Source organism: Microbacterium deminutum (assembly GCF_039530205.1).
Lineage (GTDB): Bacteria > Actinomycetota > Actinomycetes > Actinomycetales > Microbacteriaceae > Microbacterium > Microbacterium deminutum.
Genome location: NZ_BAAAOG010000001.1, coordinates 558,840 through 575,357 on the forward strand (window position 1 = coordinate 558,840; position 16,518 = coordinate 575,357).

At 67.5% G+C, this 16,518-nt stretch carries 15 protein-coding genes; 9 read left to right on the forward strand and 6 right to left on the reverse strand.

The annotated features are described in order from the left end of the window. Window positions 1-323 precede the first annotated feature (323 nt). Both ABD212_RS02440 and ABD212_RS02445 read right to left on the reverse strand, forming a co-directional pair. The gene (locus tag ABD212_RS02440; protein ID WP_344090819.1) at window positions 324-551 is read right to left on the reverse strand and encodes an acyl-CoA carboxylase subunit epsilon; all 228 of its coding nucleotides are present in this window, start codon (window positions 549-551) and stop codon (window positions 324-326) included. Then, entirely contained in the window at window positions 548-2,137 is a 1,590-nt protein-coding gene (locus ABD212_RS02445; RefSeq protein ID WP_344090821.1) for an acyl-CoA carboxylase subunit beta, read from the reverse strand. The genes ABD212_RS02440 and ABD212_RS02445 overlap by 4 nt, the downstream gene beginning before the upstream one ends. A gap of 100 nt (window positions 2,138-2,237) precedes the next feature. Here ABD212_RS02445 and ABD212_RS02450 point away from each other — a divergent pair, with 100 nt between their 5' ends. The 9 genes from ABD212_RS02450 (at window position 2,238) to ABD212_RS02490 (ending at window position 12,250) form a co-directional block, all read left to right on the forward strand. Continuing rightward, on the forward strand, window positions 2,238-3,035 hold the full coding sequence (locus tag ABD212_RS02450) for a biotin--[acetyl-CoA-carboxylase] ligase (protein WP_344090823.1): 798 nt from the start codon (window positions 2,238-2,240) through the stop codon (window positions 3,033-3,035). A 74-nt stretch (window positions 3,036-3,109) separates the two neighbouring features. Next, window positions 3,110-3,664, forward strand: a complete 555-nt coding sequence (locus ABD212_RS02455; RefSeq protein ID WP_344090825.1) for a PH domain-containing protein — start codon at window positions 3,110-3,112, stop codon at window positions 3,662-3,664. A 73-nt stretch (window positions 3,665-3,737) separates the two neighbouring features. Continuing rightward, complete coding sequence (locus ABD212_RS02460; protein WP_344090827.1) at window positions 3,738-4,874, forward strand: 5-(carboxyamino)imidazole ribonucleotide synthase; 1,137 nt, start codon at window positions 3,738-3,740, stop codon at window positions 4,872-4,874. Window positions 4,875-5,007: 133 nt separating this feature from the next. Next, window positions 5,008-5,475, forward strand: coding sequence for a 5-(carboxyamino)imidazole ribonucleotide mutase (gene purE / locus ABD212_RS02465; RefSeq protein WP_344092387.1), 468 nt, complete (start codon window positions 5,008-5,010; stop codon window positions 5,473-5,475). Then, window positions 5,472-6,917 (forward strand): LCP family protein, encoded by a 1,446-nt coding sequence (locus tag ABD212_RS02470; RefSeq protein ID WP_344090829.1) that lies wholly within the window; start codon window positions 5,472-5,474, stop codon window positions 6,915-6,917. The genes purE and ABD212_RS02470 overlap by 4 nt, the downstream gene beginning before the upstream one ends. Before the next feature lie 32 nt (window positions 6,918-6,949). After that, window positions 6,950-8,074: a glycosyltransferase gene (locus ABD212_RS02475; RefSeq protein ID WP_344090831.1), complete on the forward strand. Its 1,125-nt coding sequence runs from the start codon at window positions 6,950-6,952 to the stop codon at window positions 8,072-8,074. A 94-nt stretch (window positions 8,075-8,168) separates the two neighbouring features. After that, on the forward strand, window positions 8,169-10,535 hold the full coding sequence (locus tag ABD212_RS02480; protein ID WP_344090833.1) for a hypothetical protein: 2,367 nt from the start codon (window positions 8,169-8,171) through the stop codon (window positions 10,533-10,535). An 87-nt stretch (window positions 10,536-10,622) separates the two neighbouring features. Beyond that, window positions 10,623-11,492, forward strand: a complete 870-nt coding sequence (locus ABD212_RS02485; RefSeq protein WP_344090835.1) for an ABC transporter permease — start codon at window positions 10,623-10,625, stop codon at window positions 11,490-11,492. A gap of 5 nt (window positions 11,493-11,497) precedes the next feature. Then, entirely contained in the window at window positions 11,498-12,250 is a 753-nt protein-coding gene (locus tag ABD212_RS02490) for an ABC transporter ATP-binding protein (RefSeq protein WP_344090838.1), read from the forward strand. 2 nt (window positions 12,251-12,252) lie between these two features. Here ABD212_RS02490 and ABD212_RS02495 read toward each other — a convergent pair whose 3' ends face one another. Genes ABD212_RS02495 through rfbA form a run of 4 tightly spaced genes read right to left on the reverse strand, consistent with a single transcriptional unit; the run spans window position 12,253 to window position 16,482 of the window. Further along, the gene (locus tag ABD212_RS02495) at window positions 12,253-13,185 is read right to left on the reverse strand and encodes a glycosyltransferase family 2 protein (RefSeq protein WP_344090840.1); all 933 of its coding nucleotides are present in this window, start codon (window positions 13,183-13,185) and stop codon (window positions 12,253-12,255) included. Continuing rightward, window positions 13,178-14,614 carry a sugar nucleotide-binding protein gene (locus ABD212_RS02500; protein ID WP_344090842.1) on the reverse strand — a complete coding sequence of 479 codons (1,437 nt, stop codon included), beginning with the start codon at window positions 14,612-14,614 and terminating at the stop codon, window positions 13,178-13,180. Before ABD212_RS02500 ends, ABD212_RS02495 begins: the two co-directional genes overlap by 8 nt. Continuing rightward, a complete protein-coding gene (gene rfbB / locus ABD212_RS02505) occupies window positions 14,615-15,613 on the reverse strand; it encodes a dTDP-glucose 4,6-dehydratase (protein ID WP_344090844.1) in 999 nt (332 codons plus the stop codon). Continuing rightward, entirely contained in the window at window positions 15,613-16,482 is an 870-nt protein-coding gene (gene rfbA / locus ABD212_RS02510; protein ID WP_344090846.1) for a glucose-1-phosphate thymidylyltransferase RfbA, read from the reverse strand. Before rfbA ends, rfbB begins: the two co-directional genes overlap by 1 nt. Window positions 16,483-16,518: the final 36 nt, after the last annotated feature.

Below are 16,518 nucleotides of genomic sequence, written 5' to 3' on the forward strand. Positions count from 1 at the left end.
GCATCTCGCTCCCCGTCCCGGCGGGGGAGGGGAGCCAGGACGGGGAGCGGAATCGAAGGAGGCGAGGGGCGGCGAAGCCGCCCGCCCCTCGCCTAGCGGACGGTTACCCGAAAACCGTCCGCTAGGCCGAACCTGGAGTCTCCGACAAGCGGTGAGCAGGTCAGCCGAACGCAGAAGCGTTCCAGCAGTTCAAGTATGCAAGGGGGTGGGCCGCGCGTATGTAGGTATTTCGGGGGACAAATCTCCCGAGTGCCTCAATGGTTTTCGCGTCGCGCAGGGCTGATCGGAACCGGGACTCCACGTGCCGAGCCTTCGCGAAGGGCTCAGCCTCCGAATCGGCCCCAGCCGAGTTCGCGGCGCACCGGGTCTCGCAGCGAGCGCTGCGACAGCATCCAGGCGTTGCGTTCCGGCTTTTCTTCGGCGAGAGCCGCCGCCGACTCCCGGGCGTACGACTCCGACACCACGGCGATGAGCGCCGCAAGCTCCTCATCGGTCGGCAGGCCTCGGCGCACGTCGATCCTGAGGTCCTCCTCCGGCCCGGGATCGCTCACAGCGGGATGTTCCCGTGCTTCTTCGGCGGCAGGCTCGCACGCTTGCCGCGGAGTGCCCGGAGGGCCTTCGCGATCGACACCCGCGTCTGGGCGGGTTCGATGATCCCGTCGAGCTCGCCGCGCTCGGCGGCGAGGAAGGGGGACGCGACGTTGTAGGTGTACTCGTTCGCGAGGCGGGTGCGCACGGCCGCGACGTCCTCGCCGGCATCCTCCGCGCGCTTGATCTCGCCGCGGTAGAGGATGTTGACGGCTCCCTGTCCGCCCATCACCGCGATCTCGGCTGTCGGCCAGGCGAGGTTGATGTCGGCGCCGAGCTGCTTGGAGCCCATGACGATGTAGGCGCCGCCGTAGGCCTTGCGGAGGATCACCGTGACGAGCGGGACCGTCGCCTCGGCGTAGGCGTAGAGCAGCTTCGCGCCGCGGCGGATGACCCCCGTCCACTCCTGGTCGGTACCGGGGAGGTACCCGGGCACATCGACGAGGGTCACGATGGGCACCGAGAACGCGTCGCAGAACCGCACGAAGCGGCTCGCCTTCTCGCCCGCCTCGATGTTGAGCGTGCCGGCCATCTGCGACGGCTGATTCGCGATGATGCCGACCGTGCGGCCCTCGATGCGGCCGAACCCGATCACGATGTTCGGGGCGAACAGCGGCTGCACCTCGAGGAAGTCCTCGGAGTCGACGAGGTGCCTGATCACCTCGTGGATGTCGTACGGCTGGTTCGGCGAGTCGGGGATGATCGTGTTCAGGAAGCGGTCGGCATCCGTCGTCTCGAACTCGAACGGCGACTCGTAGACCGGCAGCTCGGCCATGTTGTTGTCGGGAAGGAACCCGAGCAGCGTCCTGACGTAGTCGATCGCATCGTCCTCGTCTTCGGCGAGGTAGTGCGCGACGCCGGAACGGGTGTTGTGGGTGTATGCGCCGCCGAGCTCCTCCATGCCGACGTCCTCGCCGGTGACGGTCTTTATGACGTCGGGGCCGGTGACGAACATCTGGCTGGTCTTGTCCACCATGACGACGAAATCGGTGAGCGCGGGCGAGTAAACGGCGCCGCCGGCGGCGGGGCCCATGATGATCGAGATCTGCGGGATGACGCCCGATGCCTGAGTGTTAAGGCGGAAGATCTCGCCGTACTTGCCGAGGGCGACGACGCCCTCCTGGATGCGGGCACCGCCGGAATCGAGCATTCCGACGACGGGGATGCCGCTGCGCAGCGCGAACTCCATGGCCTTGATGATCTTCTCGCCGGCCACCTCGCCCAGCGACCCTCCGAATGTCGAGAAGTCCTGCGCGTAGACGGCGACGGTCCGGCCGTGGATCGTCGCGACACCGGTGACCACGGAGTCGCCGTACGGCCGGGACTTCTCCATCCCGAACGCCGTCGTGCGGTGCCGGACGTATTCGTCGAGCTCGACGAAGCTGCCGGCATCCACGAGCAGCTCGATCCGCTCGCGAGCGGTGAGCTTGCCCTTCGCATGCTGCTTGTCGTGCGCCGCCTTCTCGGCGTCGACGACCGCCTCCTGGTAGCGCGCTCGCAGATCCGCGATCTTTCCGGCGGTGGTGGAGAGGTCGGGCTGATCTGTCACGCGTTCCACCTTATCGGCGGTATTCCGGCAACGGTTGGAGGCTTCGCACAAGGGGTTGCGGCATCCGCTGTGATGGTGCCACGCGGCGTAGGGTGAGTGCATGACGAGCCCGCCAGGGGGCTATCCCCTCACCGCCGCCATCAGCCCGCGCGTGCAGGTCGTCCAGACCACCGACTCGACCAATGCGGATGTCATCCGCCACGCATCCGTGGCCCCCGACCAGTGGCCCCACCTGTCTCTGCTGGTCACGACCGACCAGCGCGCAGGGCGCGGCCGGCTCGACCGCACCTGGGTGGCGCCGCCCGGCACCGCGCTCGCCGTGTCGGTGCTCGTGCGGGTGCCCGGCATCCCGCCCCAGTCCCGTGGCTGGATCCCGCTTGCCGCGGGCGCCGCGACGACACGTGCGGTCTCGTCCCAGATCAGGGGAACGGGCCACGCCGCGGGCCTCAAGTGGCCGAACGATGTGCTGCTCGACGGCGGCAAGCTGTGCGGCATCCTGTCCGAGGTGATTCCCGGACACCCCGACGCCATCGTGATCGGGGTGGGGGTGAACACGCGGATGGCGCGGGTCGACCTTCCGGTCGAGACGGCCACGTCGTTCGAGGCCGTCGGGCTCGAGGTCGACGACGACCGGCTGCTCGCCGACTTCCTGACGAGCCTCGACGAACAGCTCGTCGCACTCGCGGCGGCGGGCGGCGATGCCGCGGCCTCCGGTGTGCTCGGCGAGATCGAGGCGCTGTGCACCACGATCGGCAGCGATGTGGTGGTGTCGCTCCCGGACGGGGCGGCACTCGAGGGTCGCGCTCAGCGCATCGACTCGCAGGGGCGACTGGTCGTGGTCGCCGTGAGCGGCGTGGAGAGCGCCGTCTCGGCCGGCGACGTCGTGCACGTGCGCTGACCTGCCCACGCCAGTGTTTCGTCGCGTGGCGTGGGTAGCACGCACCACGCCGATGCCCGACGCACAATGGGTTCATGACGCACCCGACCACCTACGGCGGGCGGCCGCTCACGCCGGCGCCGGGGGTGCCGACGCCCGAGCTGAGGGTCGCGCAGTTCCGCGGGCATGCGAGGCGCCTGTTCTGGTCGGTGCTGGTGCTCGTCGCCGTCGCGGGTGCGTGCGGCTGGTTCTATGACAACCTCCCCGCACCGTTCGAGAACTGGATGATGCTCGCGGCCGCGGGGGTCGTCGTGTTCCTTCTGGTCGTCCTGCCGTTCCTCGTGTGGTGGTCGCACATCTACACGATCACGACGCGGCGCGTGGTCGAGCGGTGGGGACTCCTCTCGTCGCGGCGACGCGAGCTCGCACATGTCCGCGGGTACACGATCGTCGAGAAGCGGAGCATCATCCAGCGGATCTGGGGCGCCGGCACCCTCACGCTGTCGAATGGCGTGGACGAGCCCATCCGCCTGGCCGACATCCCGAGTGTCGGGCTCGTGCACGAGGCGCTCGTCGATCAGGTCGAGGTGAGCCAGATCCTCGCCCACCGCGACGCACAGCCGCTGCCGTCCGCTCCGCCCGCCCCCTGACCGCCGCCGCCGGACCGCCGCCGATCACCGCGGCCGCCGCGTGCGGAATGATGGAGGCGACGGAAGGAGCGGCATGGCGCTGCGAGTCGGAGTGGTCGGCGGAGGTCAGTTGGCGCGCATGATGATCGCGCCCGCAGTCGAGCTCGGAGTCGAGTTGCGCGTGCTCGCCGAGGAGGACGCGATGGCTGCCTCGCTCGCCGCCGTCGCGGTGGGCGACTACCGCGACGCTGGCACAGTGCTGGGATTCGCCCGCACCGTGGATGTCGTCACGTTCGACCACGAGCACGTCCCGCAGGAGGTGCTCGCCGTTCTCGTCGAGTCGGGCGTCGCGGTGCGGCCCGGCCCCAGCGCCCTGCGCTTCGCCCAGGACAAGCTGCTCATGCGCGCGCGCCTGGCCGAGCTCGGGATGCCGCAGCCCGACTGGGCCGCCGTGACCGATGTCGGGGCGCTGCAGGCGTTCATCGACGCGCACGGCGGCCGAGCCGTCGTGAAGACGCCGCGCGGCGGCTACGACGGCAAGGGCGTGCGCGTGGTCGACGCCGCCGTCGAAGCCGAGGACTGGTTCGCCGCGCTCGCCGAGGACGCTCGCGGCGGCGCCCTGCTCGCCGAAGAGCTCGTCGACTTCTCGCGTGAGCTCGCGCAGCAGGTCGCGAGGCGCCCGTCGGGCGAGGTGCGCGCGTACGACATCGTCGAGACCGTCCAGCGAGGCGGCGTGTGCGCCGAGGTGATCGCGCCCGCCCCCCACTCCAGCGAGCGCATGCGCGACGTGGCGGCGCGCATCGGGGTCGGCATCGCCGAGGGTCTGGACGTGGTGGGGATGCTCGCGGTCGAGCTGTTCGAGACGACCGACCAGCGACTCCTGGTGAACGAGCTCGCGATGCGTCCGCACAACAGCGGGCACTGGACGCAGGACGGGGCCGTCACCAGTCAGTTCGAGCAGCACCTGCGCGCCGTGCTCGACCTGCCGCTCGGCGATGCGACGGGCAGCACGCCGTGGGCGGTCATGGTGAACATCCTCGGCGGACCGGCCGACGGGGGTCTCGACGAGCGATTCGACGCGGCGATGGCCGCACACCCGCGGGCGAAGATCCACACCTACGGGAAGGCGCCGCGTCCCGGGCGCAAAGTCGGGCACGTCACCGTGACGGGGGACGATCTCGACGATGTCGCCTACCAGGCGCGGGCTGCGGCATCCCTGTTCCTCGACTGAGGCTTCCGCACCCGGTCGAACGGGATCGCCATCGCGGGCCGCGTTGTTGCGGGGTTCTTCCAGCCGCGCCCCCTAGCCTGGTCGGGTGACCCGACCGCTACATTCCTCGGATGCGCCCCTGGTCGGCGTCGTCATGGGCTCCGACTCGGATTGGCGCGTCATGAGCGACGCGTCGCAGGCTCTGACCGACTTCGAGATCCCGCACGAGGTCGAGGTGGTGTCGGCGCATCGCACGCCCGACAAGCTCATCCGGTACGGCCGTGAGGCCCGCGCACGCGGCCTGAAGGTCATCATCGCGGGCGCCGGCGGCGCGGCACACCTGCCGGGCATGCTCGCGTCCGTCACCCCGCTTCCCGTGATCGGCGTTCCGGTGCAGCTCTCCACCCTCGACGGGCTCGACTCGCTCCTGAGCATCGTGCAGATGCCTGCAGGCATCCCCGTCGCGACGGTGTCCATCAACGGGGCGAGGAACGCCGGGCTGCTGGCCGTGCGGATCCTCGGCGCATCGGACGACGCGACCGCGACCCGCGTCGAGGATTACGCCCGCGACCTCGAGGGGCAGGTCGAACAGAAGAACCGGCGGCTCAAGGAGTCCCTGTGAGCGTCGTCAGTCCGCCGCGGCCGACCGCCCCCCGCGCCGCGTCCCGGCAGGTGATCGAGGACCGCCCGCTGCGCTACCCCGACACCGGCTCGCGCGAGTTCATGACCCGGCGCGGGTGGTGGCTCGTCATCCTGAACTTCCTGATGCCGGGTTCCGCGCAGGCGGCCGCGGGCAATCGTCGGCTGGCGAAGGTGGGTCTCGCGTCCACGCTGGTGATGTGGGGGATGCTGATCCTCGGCATCCTGTGCGCGATGCTCTGGCAGCCGCTGTTCCTCACCCTCGCCACGAACTGGTTCGTGCTGCTCATCGCCCAGGGCGTCTGCCTGGCCTATGCGGCGCTGTGGATCGTGCTGACCGTCGACACGCTGCGCCTCGTGCGCCTGGTGAAGACCGGAGGGGGCGCGCGCTTCGCGATCGCGATCGTCGCCGTGGTGCTCACGTTCGTCTCGAGCGGCGCCGCCGCGTACGCGTCCAACATCGCGGGCGTCACGCGCAGCACCCTGGCTTCGATCTTCGGCGCGAGCGGCCCGTCGGTGCCGCCCTCCGACGGCTATTACAACATCCTGCTCCTCGGCGCCGACAGCGGCGTGGGCCGTGACTCGATGCGGTTCGACAGCATCTCGGTCGTTTCCGTCAACGCCACCACCGGCGCGACGACGATCACCGGCATCCCGCGCGACATGCCGGACTTCCCGTTCGCGGCGGGCCCGATGCACGACAAGTACCCGAACGGACACACGGGTCACGCCGACGCCACATGCGGCTGGGGGAGCGGGATCAACCAGCTGCGCACCGAGGTCGAGGTCTGCCAGAACGGGAATGCGCTCTACCCGGACGCGGTCGCCCATGGCTCGTCGCCGGGCGTCGAAGCGACCAAAGACGCCGCTGAGGGGATCCTCGGTATCAAGATCCCGTACTACGTCTTCATCGACATGCACGGGTTCGCCTCGCTCGTGGACGCGCTCGGCGGCGTCGACATCACCGTCACGGAGCGTCTGCCCGAGGGCGGCGGACCCGCCTACGAAGGGCAGCCCGCCGAGGACTGGGCGATCGGCTGGATCGAGGCCGGTCCGCAGCACATGAACGGCGACACCGCGCAGTGGTACGCGCGCTCCCGGTACACGACATCCGACTTCGACCGGATGAAGCGGCAGCGCATCCTGCAGGAGGCGATCCTCGCGCAGTTCACACCGCAGCATGTCCTGACACGGTTCCAGGATGTCGCGGCCGCGGGCGCGGACATCGTCCAGACCGATCTGCCGCAGTCGCTCATCCCGTTCCTCGCCGACCTCGCGCTCAAGGCGAAGCAGAACCCCGTGTCGACGATCGAGCTGACCCCCGAGGGCGGCGTCGACGAGTATCGGCCCGACTACGCGTACATCAAGCAGCTCGTCCAGCAGAAGCTCCACCCGCCGACGCCGACCGCGACCCCGGCGCCGTGACCGGTTCGGCGCCGGCTGGGTAGGCTCGAAATATGACGGCCACCCTGCGAGTGATGCTGGACCAGCTCGTCGCACCGACCGAGCCGGATCTCGCGGAGGCCTCACGCGAACTCGCCCGCGCGCTCGTGATCGGCGCGCCCGCAGGGTGCGAGGTCGAGGGGATCGCCCCCGCAGGAGGACGCGGGGACCTCTCCGAGGTCGCGGGCCTCGCGGGCGTGCAGCGCACCGCCTTGGCGCGCCGCGAACTCGCCGGCGCGCTGCAGCTCGGCGTGGGGACCGGCATCGGCGGGGGCATGATCCATTCGCCGTCGCTGTTCGCGCCGCTCGTCCGCCACGACCGGGTGCACGACAACGATCAGACGGTCGTCACCGTGTGGGACCTGAGGCCGTGGGATGCCGCCGACGAGCTCCCGCGCGCCACCGCGGGCTGGCACCGCGCCATGCTCAAGCGTGCGGTCAAGCACGCCGACGCCGTGGTCGCGCCGACCCACGCCATCGCCGCCCGGCTGGCCGAACTCGCGCCGCTCGGCGATCGGATCCGCGTGATCGCGGGCGCCGCGCCGCTGGGCTTCGCAGTGCCCACCGACGAGGTCGGACGCCGGCGCATGCTCGACCTGCCGGAGGGCTTCCTGCTGCTCAGCGGCGGACCCGTGCGCTCGGACGGTCTCCAGATCGGCCTGGCCGCCATCGGAGCGTCGGGCATCGACCTTCCGGTGGTCGTGATCGACACGCAGGACGGCGACGAGCCCGCCATCGCCGATCTGGCCGCGGCCGCCGGCATCCCCGAGCGCAGCCTGCACGTGCGCGGCGCGCTCGAGGCACCCGACCGTGCCGCCGTCCTGGGCGGCGCCGTCGCGCTCGTTGCGCCGTCGCGCCGCGCGGCTTTCCCGTGGCGTGTCGTGGACGCCTTGACGCTCGGGGTGCCTGTCATCGCGGCCGAGTCGGCCGTGCACTCCGAGGTGATCGTCGACGGTGGCGAAGTCATCCCGGGGGCGGTTGCCGAGACGCTGGTCGAAGGGATGGCAGACGCGCTGCGGCGCGCGCTCGCGACCACGGTCGCGGCGGACCGGCTCGCCGTGCTCGCCGGCGATCGCGGGCGTGCGTTCTCGTGGCGCGAGGCCGCGGATCGCGTATGGCAGCTGCACGCGGAGCTGTGACGGCTCGCCCGGGAATTCGCCGAGCACAGCGTGTCGATGCGCGGAAAATCCACGAATCGTTGTAGTCATCCGCCACTTCCGTCACACTGTTCACATGCTTGGCAATGGAGCATGGGTGCGGCGAGGTCTTCCGCGGGCGAGATTCGCGGCCGCCGTCACACTCACGGCGCTCATCATCGGCGGGCTTGCTCCCGCAGCGGCGACGGCCGCCACGCCGGTGGCCGCAAGCGGATCGGCCACGGCCGCCGCCCTCGTACAGGCGGCTGATCTCACAACGTTCGCGCCCGGCAACATCATCAGCGACGCGGTCTTCTTCAACAGCAGCACGATGTCCGCGGCGCAGATTCAGAGCTTCTTCCAAGCGAAAGTACCCGTCTGCCAGGCGGGCTACACCTGTCTCAAGGACAAGTACGACACGACGCGCACCACGTCGGCCGATGCGATGTGCGGCGCATACGCCGGAGGCCTCAGGGAGCGGGCATCGACGATCGTCTACAAGGTCGCTCGGGCGTGCGGGATCAACCCCCAGGTCCTCATCGTGACCATGCAGAAGGAGCAAGGGCTTGTCACCCACACCTGGCCCAGTGAGTTCCGCTTCACCCTGGCGATGGGACAGGGATGCCCCGACACCGCCGCCTGCGACACGCGCTACTACGGCTTCTTCAACCAGGTGTACGGCGCGGCATGGCAGCTGAAGCGCTACGCGAATCCGCCCGGGACGAGCCAGTACTTCACCTGGTACGCCCCAGCCAGGACCTGGAGCATCCTGTACCACCCGAACCGCGCTTGCGGCTCTTCGCCGGTGGCGGTGAAGAACCAGGCCACAGCCGACCTGTACTACTACACGCCCTACCAGCCGAACACCGCGGCCCTGCGCGCCGGCTACGGCCAGGGTGATGGATGCTCGAGCTACGGCAACCGCAATTTCTACAGCTATTTCCGCGACTGGTTCGGATCCACCCAGGTTGCGTCGACCGTGTTGTTCTCGGTGGGTCCAGCCATCTACCTGATCAGCGGCGGAACCGCGTACCACATCATGCCGGCGGAGTGGCCGAGCTATCGGGCGACCTTCGGCCGCCCGGCTCCGGTCGGCGCGGACTATCTGACGCATTTCGCCAACGGCGGGGATGCCTCGCTCTACCTGCAGAGCGCCGCCACGGGAACGGTGGCCTACCTCGACGGCGCGCGGACCCACCGATTCGCATCATGCAACCTCGTCGCGATGTGGGGCGGATCCTGCTCGAAGCTCGTCCGGATGAGCAGCGCCGACTTCGATCGAATCGGCGCGGGCCCCGAGATGACGAGATTCGCGCGACTGGCGGCCGGTGGCGCGATCTACATGATCGACGAAACGTCGCTGGCGCCGATCTACGACGCGGCCACGTTGGTCCTCATCAACGGCGGCTCGACTCCCTTCACCGCAATGATGCAGCCGGCCCGTCGGGCCGCAATGACGAAGGGGCCGGTTCGGTTCCCGGCTGCACGTGTTGTCGCGATCAAGGGGTCGGCGGTCTATCTTCCGTCGTGGGACGGTCGGCTCCTGCACCTTCCGTGGTGGGCCCTGGCGCCAGAGCTCGGTCTCCCCAGTACGGCGTTCCGCTCCGTCGCCGGATCCTCGATGTCCGGCTACGTGCGATCCGGCACGCTCTCCAACTTCGTCTCGTGCAACGGCATGACCTATTTCGGCGCCTCGGGCACCCTCCGCCCGGTTTCCGCGGACGGGGCGGTCGGATTCAGTCCATCGACCCTCGGACCCGAGACCTGTGCAGTGCTGAAGAAGTCGAGCGAGCCCCCGTCCGCCGTGTTCGTGCAGGCGTCGAACTCGCCTAACGTGTTCGCCGCCACCGACGGCACGTATCACCACGTGACAACCATGGCGCTGTTGAAGCAGATCGGCGCGGGCAGCCTCCCGCGCGTCCTCCGGATCTCGCCCGCGAATCTCGCTCGGCTGACAATCGGCGACCCGGTCATCGCGGCCGGATCGCTCGTCAAGGCTCCGGGGTCCGACGCGGTGTATCTGGCGGACGGCGATCGCCTCGTGCACCTTCCCACGTGGGCGATGGCTCAGGCGTACGGCGTCGATGGCCCGATGCTGACGGTGAGCGATGCCTACGCGGCGCGTCGCAGCGCGCACGCCGACCTCACGCACTTCGCCCGGTGCGGTGATGGGCTCTACAGTCCCGCCTTCGGCGCGCTGTCGCAGGTCCTTTCCGGTGATCCCGCCGGAAATGCGGTGACGGTCCTCGCCGACTCGACCTGCGCCGCATTGACGCTGACCGGACCCCCGATCGCCGGCAAGGTCTTCCTCTCCGATCACACGCATCTGGCGGTCGCGACAGGCGGGGGTTTCCTCTGGCCGCTGGACGCAGCGACTGCGAAGTCGATGAACGGAAACGTCACCCCGACCCCGCTGATCGTGCCCTCCGGTTACATCGCGACGCTCCCTCGCAGCAGGCGCTGATCGGCTGGTTCCCAGGAGCACCTGCGATACGATTGCTTGTCTTCGCGCCGCCCTCTCCCCGCGGCCCATCGATAGAAAGCTCGATCTGTGACTGTCACGCCCACCGTCGATGTACGCGACTACGATGTACCCGGCCGCGGCAAGGGAATTCTCGATGTGTTCAGCCGCGGCTACCTGCTGCGTCTTCTTGTGCGCAAGGGAACAGCCACCCGTTACCGCAACTCGGTCCTGGGGTGGACGTGGTCTTATGTGAAGCCCGCTTCGCAGTTCGTCATCTACTTCTTCGTGATGGGCATCATTCTCGGTGCTCACAACAACATTCAGAACTATGCGATCTACCTCTTCTCCGGCATTGTCGCCGTCAACCTCTTCAACGAGGCATTCGGCAACGCGACCAGTGCGATCGTGGACAACGGGTCGCTCGTCAAGAAGATCTATCTCCCCCGCGAGCTCTTTCCCATGGCGGCGATCGTCGTCGCATTCATCCACTTCCTTCCCCAAGTGGCGGTTCTGCTGCTCGTCTGTCTGATCGCGGGCTGGACCCCCACCCTCGTGGGCGTAGGCGCGATACTCCTCGGGACCGCGATCATCGTCGCGTTCGCGCTGGGGATCGGTCTGTTCTTCAGCGGCATCAATGTGCGGTTCCGTGATGCGCAGAATCTCGTGGAGATCATCCGGATGTTCTCGGTATGGACGGCTCCGGTGCTGTATATCTGGCCACTCGTCCAGCAGCATATTCCACCGTGGGCATTCCACCTCTACATGTGCAACCCGGTCGCAGTGGCAGTCGAGCTCTTCCACACCGGATTCTGGGGAGAGACCGTCACGCAGACCCACGGCCTGCCTCCGCACTTCACGATCTACACAGCTGTGGCCATCGCGCTCACCGTGGTGTTCCTCGTCGTCGGGCAGTTCACCTTCCGACGTTTCGAACGCTCATTCGCTCAGGATCTGTGAGAGTCATGTCCAATCAAATCGTCGTCGAGACGGTGACGAGGCCGTCGATCGTCGTGGACGGCGTCTCGAAAGTGTTCCTCCGCCGCAACGCCCACTCCTTCAAAGAGGCGTTCATCGGATGGGTGAAGAAGAAGCGCGTTCGGGCCGACGTTTTCACCGCGCTGTCGAATCTCAGCTTCCAGGTGGGTGAAGGCGAAGCCGTGGCAGTGCTGGGACTGAACGGGTCGGGAAAGTCCACCACGCTCAAGTTGGTCTCCGGAGTACTGGAGCCGGACAGCGGACGTGTTCTGACTCGTGGTCGCGTGGCCGGACTGATCGAGGTCGGCGCCGGATTCCATCCCGAGCTCTCCGGTCGCGAGAACGTGTACTTGAATGCGGCGATCCTCGGTATGTCGAAACGCGAGACCGATGAGCGCTTCGACGACATCGTCGCCTTCTCGGAGATCGGCGAGTTCATCGACCAGGAGGTCAAGCACTACTCCTCGGGTATGTTCATGCGTCTGGCGTTTTCCGTGGCCATCCACGTGGAGCTCGACATCCTTCTCGTGGATGAGGTGCTGTCCGTGGGTGACGCACCATTCCGTGCCAAGTGCGCGACGAAGATCAAGGAACTCACCGGTCGCGGCATCACGATGCTCGTGGTGAGCCACGATCTCAATATGGTGAGGGAACTGTGCGATCGGGGAATTGTGATCGCCAAAGGCGAGAAGATCTTCGACGGGCCGGTCGATGAAGCGATCGCCCTGATGAAGAACTGACTTCAGCGTCGCCGTCTCCGCGGCAGAGCGCGCGCGACGGTGCGGTCGAGCTTGTCCTTCGCGCGGTGCCACGTCGAGGCTTCCCGGATCTCTGCTCGGATCCCGTTCTCGATGTCCACGAAGCGCCGGTCGATGAACTGGGTCAGGTAGAGCACCAGGCCCAGACCTTCCTCGCCGACATACTCCCGCAGCGCCTCGTCGCGGATGCGCGCGTCGAACTTGGCGTGGTCATCCCGGGCGTCGATGACACTGTTTCCACCAGCCCCCGCCGTGCCGGCGCGCTGGTGCCAGGACACGAGAGGCTTGTCGCCGAGGAACTCCAGGGCGCTCAGTGAGAGCACCCGGAGGTTGAACGCCCAGTCGCCCACCACTGGGAGTCGTTCGTCATAGAGGCCGAGCTCTTCGTGAAGCGCGCGGCGGTATACGAACGCGATGGGCACGAAGCGGTTGAACAGGAGCGTGTCCGAGAGCAGCGGGTCGTGCAGGTGCGCCTGGAAGGGCTCGCGGCGCACCTCGGTGAACTCGCCGTCGGCGAACTCCTCCCACACGATCTCGATGCGCGATACCACGCCGACACGATCGGGGTTGTCGTCGAGGTAGGCGACGGCGCTCGCGAGGAAGTCTGGATGCCAGGTGTCATCGTCGTCGTGCAGCACCAGCAGCGGCGCCGAGCCCGCGAGTACGCCGGCATTGGCGGACGTCCACCGGCCACGCGACCCCGCGCTGTGGAGAACACGAATACGGTCCCGATGATCTTGTGGGAGCCGTTCGACGAGCTGATCCACAGGAACCGGATCTCCGCCGTCGTTGACGATGATGCATTCCCAGAGCGTGAAGGACTGACCTGTGATGCTTTCCAGCGCACGCCGGAGGAACTCCGGGCGGTTCTTGGTGCGGACCACTACTGAGACGCGCGGCCCGGAATCCTCAGGCACGGGCGCCGTTCCCATCGATCGACCGTCGTATGTACTCATCGAGCTGCGCAGCCGCGTCGCGTGTGGCGAAGCCCGTCCTTTCGAGCTTCGTGAGGTCGAGGGTGCTGCGACGCGGACGCGGGGCCACCGGACCGGCCGCCCCGCTGAAGTAGTCGTGGGTCGACACTCCCGTTACTCGCCGCGGGTCATGTCCGGTCAGTGCGAACACCGAGCGAGCGACATCCGCCCAGGACGTCTCCATCCCCCCGCCGGTGAGGTTGTAAGTTCCGAACGGTGCGCGTGACGTCAGCAGGTGCAGGATGCCGCGGGCGATCTCGTCGGTGAAGCTCAGGCGGCCGATCTGATCGTCGACGACACGTGGGTCAGCGCCGTTGGCAGCGAGACCTGCCATCGTCCGGACGAAGTTCTTGCCTTCGCCGATGACCCAGGACGTGCGAACGATGTAGTGACGCGGCAACGTGGAGACGATCGCGTCGCCGGCGGCTTTCGTCTGTCCGTACACACCCAAGGGGCTCAGTGGTTCGTCCTCGCCGTACGGGCGATCGAGGGCTCCGTCGAACACATAGTCGCTCGACACGTGCACCATGGTCAGGCGGTTCGCGGCTGCGACCCGAGCCAGGGCGGCGACGGCGCTCGCATTGGCCGCCCAGGCATCCCGGCGCCCGCCCGCGGTCTCGGCCAGATCGACGGCGGTGTACGCCGCAACGTTGATGATGGTGTCGAACTCGCGCCACGGTCGCGCGCTGTCGAGGTCAGGCGAGGTGATATCGAGCTCGTCGCGGGCGGCATATTCGATGTGTGCCCCGCTGCCCAGTTCAGCACGCAGCGCCCTGCCGAGCTGTCCGTTGGCTCCCACGACGAGAACTCGGCGGGGCGAGAGCGGCATGACATCCGCGAGCCGGGGGTGAGCGAGGTCCTTCTCGGATATCTCGGCATCCGCGAGGGCGATCGGCCACGAGATCCCGACCGTCTCATCGGCGAGGTTCAGGAACGAGTAGCGCGCGTCGGGGGACCAGTGATCGTTGACAAGGTACGCGTAGGCCGTATCCGCCTCGAGCGTCTGATAGGAATTGCCGACGCCGTGCGGCACGAAGATCGCACGTGAGGCGTCGAGTTCCGCGGTGAAGACGGCACCGAAGGTCGGGCCCTCTCGCAGGTCCACCCACGCGCCGAACACTCGGCCTGTGGCGACCGAGACCCATTTGTCCCACGGCTCCGCATGGATGCCCCGGGTGGTGCCGATGGCGTCATTGAAGGAGATGTTGTTCTGGACCGGCCCGAAGTCGGGCAAGCCGGCGGCGACCATCTTCTCGCGCTGCCAGTTCTCTTTGAACCACCCGCGGCTGTCGCCATGAACCGGCAGGTCCCAGAGCACGAGTCCGGGGATGCCGGTTCCGGTCTGCTGGAGCTGCTTGCCGAACTCGATCACCTACTGCCCCTTGGACGCGTAGAACGCTTCGGTGGCGGCCTTCGCGGACGCCCACCAGGATTCGTTCTCGCGGTACCAGGCGATGGTGGCGGCCAGCCCGCCCGCGAAGTCGCGGAAGCGCGGCTGCCAGCCGAGTTCGGTGCGGAGCTTCGTCGAGTCGATCGCGTACCGCATGTCGTGGCCCGCGCGGTCCGCGACATGATCGTACTCATCGGCCCCGCGGTCCATCAGGCTGAGGATGAGCTCGACGACATCCTTGTTGCTCTTCTCGCCATCTGCGCCGATCAGATATGTCTCACCCAGCGCGCCCTTGTCGAGGATTGTCAGAACCGCCGAAGAGTGATCGTCGGCATGGATCCAGTCGCGCACGTTCTCGCCCTTGCCATAGAGCTTGGGCCGGATGTCGCGGAGGACGTTGGTGATCTGCCGTGGGATGAACTTCTCGATGTGCTGGTAGGGACCGTAGTTGTTCGAGCAGTTGGAAATCGTCGCCCGAACGCCGAACGACCTCACCCATGCACGCACCAGCAGATCGCTCCCCGCCTTGGTCGACGAATACGGCGACGACGGGTTGTACGGAGTGTTCTCGGTGAACCGCTCAGGATCGTCGAGTTCGAGGTCGCCGTACACCTCATCCGTGGAGATGTGATGCAGGCGGGTATCGTACTTTCGCGCTGCTTCGAGCAGCGTGTAGGTGCCGACGATGTTCGTGTCGAGAAACGGGCGGGGATTGTCGAGGGAGTTGTCGTTGTGCGACTCGGCTGCGTAATGCACGACGGCATCGACGTCCGCGAAGAGCTCGTCGACCAGAGGAGCGTCCGTGATGTCACCGCGGACGAAGACGAGCCGTTCGCCGGGCAGTCCATCGAGCGACGCCCGGTTTCCGGCGTAGGTGAGTTTGTCGAGCACCGTCACGTGGTGATCGGTGTTCTCGATCACGTGGTGCACGAAATTGGAGCCGATGAATCCGGCCCCTCCCGTCACGAGCAGGCGGGCCATCAACGTCCTCTTTCCAGCACTTCGAGCAGGTATCTCCCGTATCCCGACTTCACCAGCTGCTGCGCGCGCTGTCGCAGCTCCTCGTCCGTCAGGTATCCCTGACGCCAGCCGACCTCCTCCGGCACGCCGATGCGCATCCCCGTGCGGCGCTCCATCGTCCGCACATAGTCCGCGGCATCCGTCATCTGGTCGAATGTCCCCGTGTCGAGCCACGCGGTGCCGCGCGGGAGCACCTCGACGTGCAGGCGACCCTGATCGAGATAGTGCCGGTTGACATCGGTGATCTCGTACTCACCCCGTGCGCTCGGCTGAAGACGGCGCGCGATCTCCACAACGTCGTTGTCGAAGAAGTAAAGACCAGGAACCGCGAAGTTGCTGCGCGGGCTTTCGGGCTTCTCTTCGAGCGAGACCGCCTTTCCGGCGTCATCGAACTCGACCACCCCGTATGCCTGCGGCTCGGCGACCCAGTACGCGAATACGGCGCCGCCGTCGACATCGGTATAACGCTTCAACTGGCTGCCGAGGCCCGGTCCGTACAGGAGGTTGTCGCCGAGCACGAGCGCTACTTTGTCGTCGCCGATGAAGTCGGCGCCGATGGTGAACGCCTGCGCAAGTCCGTCCGGCGAGGGCTGCCGGGCGAAGGTCAGCGAGATGCCGAACTGCGACCCGTCCCCGAGAAGCCGCTCGAAGAAGGGCGCGTCGTGCGGCGTCGTGATGACGAGGATCTCCCTGATGCCCGCGAGCATCAGGGTCGACAGCGGGTAGTAGACCATCGGCTTGTCGTACACCGGTATCAGCTGCTTGGACACGCCGAGCGTGATGGGGTGCAGCCGAGTGCCGGAGCCGCCCGCGAGGATGATGCCTTTCACACGAACCATCCTGCCATGACCGAGTCCACGGACCTG